Source organism: Oleiphilus sp. HI0061, from assembly GCF_001635675.1.
Genome location: NZ_LWFE01001414.1, coordinates 1 through 2,334, shown reverse-complemented (window position 1 = coordinate 2,334; position 2,334 = coordinate 1). Strand labels below are relative to the sequence as shown.

The 2,334-nt window shown below is 44.4% G+C and carries 2 protein-coding genes; both read left to right on the top strand.

All coding sequences use genetic code 11. From position 1 onward, the window contains the following. Positions 1 to 3 precede the first annotated feature (3 nt). Positions 4 to 543 carry a YggT family protein gene (locus A3735_RS22400; protein ID WP_068638683.1) on the top strand — a complete coding sequence of 180 codons (540 nt, stop codon included), beginning with the start codon at positions 4 to 6 and terminating at the stop codon, positions 541 to 543. A 158-nt stretch (positions 544 to 701) separates the two neighbouring features. Beyond that, positions 702 to 2,334: dynamin family protein (locus A3735_RS22395; protein ID WP_068638681.1), on the top strand; the 1,633-nt coding region annotated here is incomplete at its 3' end.

Here is a 2,334-nt window from a genome sequence, read left to right as displayed (position 1 = left end):
GAAATTTTTAATTTGGTGATCGATACCGTGTCATCACTGTACGTGATGATTGTTTTGATGCGATTTATCTTGCAACTCTCCCGAGCAGATTTCTATAACCCCATTTCCCAGTTTGTTGTTAAAGCGACGAACCCTTTGCTTATCACTTTAAGACGATTAATACCAGGTATAGCGGGCATCGATCTGGCTTCATTGGTGCTAGCAATATTAGTACAGACAGTTGCTGTTGGTATCAAGGTTGCGGTGTTGGGGTATGCGATATCGAATCCGATTAATATTGTTTTGTTATCGGCCATATTGGTTGCGAGCTTTTTAATAAAAATCTATTTTTGGTCTCTAATTATCATGATCGTTGCAAGTTGGATTGCACCCGGCAGCGGGCACCCAGCCTTACTCTTGATTAATCAGATTACCGAGCCCTTGATGAAGCCCTTTCGTAAGATCTTGCCAGCTATGGGCGGCTTGGATTTATCACCAATATTTGCATTTCTTACGCTTCAGGTGCTCGAAACGGTCGTGAGCCATTTAATGCGAATGATCTGACGCTTAGATAGTCTTAAGGGCTAAGCTTTGTGTAGGGAATGCCAATACCCGCACAGATAAATTACCTATAAGGGTCTATGATCGTGAAGGAATAGGCGGAAGCTTTTAATGGCTCGCCTGGAATGATTGCTTTTAAGCACGTTAAGTGGTGACTTTGCATGTCTATAAACGACTTATCACAACAGGTTGATGCCTTCCATGATTGGAAGCGGCAGCTGAGTAGCTCCGTTGAGCGCTACAAACAGTGGTTGGTCGATGCTGGCTTGTATAGTAACGAACTCGATGCTCGCTTACAGCGTGGTTTAGGGCTTTTACACGATGAGTTACTAACGGTAGCCCTGGTTGGGGAATATTCCCGAGGTAAAACAGAACTGATCAACGCCTTGGTATTCTCAAGCTTTGGCCAGAGAATGTTACCGTCCCAGGCGGGTCGTACGACCATGTGCCCGACTGAAATTTTCTACGATCAACACCAGAAAAAAAACTACCTCAAGCTATTACCGATCGACTCCCGATCACAAAACCAGACCATTAGCGAATTAAAAAAGAGCGACCATGAGTGGCGTTATTTTCCCATTGATCCTCGTAATCAAGAGTCGATGGCTGAAACACTCAGGCAAATCGCTGAAACACGAGTGGTTTCTTTTGCCCAGGCGCGTGAACTAGGCTTTGATGAAGGCTCGCTGGAACGCGCCAAGAATTCAGATAAGGTCTTAATACCGGCGTGGCGCCATGCTTTATTGAGCCTTGATAGCCCGATCTTACGCAAAGGTTTATGTATCCTGGATACGCCAGGTTTAAACGCCTTAGGCTCAGAGCCCGAACTCACCATTAGCATGATTCCTAATGCCCAGGCTGTTATCTTTATGCTGAGTGCTGACACGGGCGTTACAGCCAGTGACATGGCAATCTGGAAGCAGTATATCGATGTGCATGAGTCTGAACACCGTGCAGGTCGTTTTGCTGTGCTGAATAAAATAGATGTGCTCTGGGATGACCTGCAGGGTGAACCGCATATTAGTGCTTCGATTGAGCAAATTCGGCACCTAACAGCCAAGCAGCTGAATATGGATGCAGAAGATGTTTTGCCTTTATCTGCAAAACAGGGTTTGATTGCTAAAATCAGAAAAGACCATTCATTATTGCAAAAAAGTGCTTTTCCTAAATTGGAGAAGCTAATTTCCAAGCGAATTATTGCCGAGCGTGAGTCAACGATTTACAAAGATCTTCTGCGAGATTTGCAAAAGATGCTGCATGGCTCGCAATCAGTTTTGAATGACCGTTTGGCTAACTTATACGAGCGTCACGAAGGGCTAGAAAGAGAAGTACTAAGCCCCGAAATGTTGCAGAATCTAGCCAAAGAAACGCACACCGAGCACGATATCTATCACCGCAAACTGATCACTTTACGCTCTAGTCGACGTTTGATGGAGTCGCAAGGAGAAGTATTGCAGCAATTGGTTAGTGAAGAGCGCTTGAAAGAAGTGCTCAAACATACCAAGCGTGATATGCAAGATTGTTGGAGCACCGTTGGCTTGGTTCACTCGATGAATAAATTTTTCGATAAGATGGATAAAGAACTCGATAATGTCGAGAGTGAAGCAAAAATTGCCGACAAAATGGTTCATGCAATTTATAAGCGCTTCAAGTCGGACGTTCATGCCAAGTACCTTAAACCAAGAAAGTTTACAATTGGTGAGCAGCGCAAAGCGCTAGAGGCTTTGAAAGCAAAGTTGGTGAAGTTCTGTCGACGACCTAAAATGTTTATGACGGAACAATCGGTGCTGATAA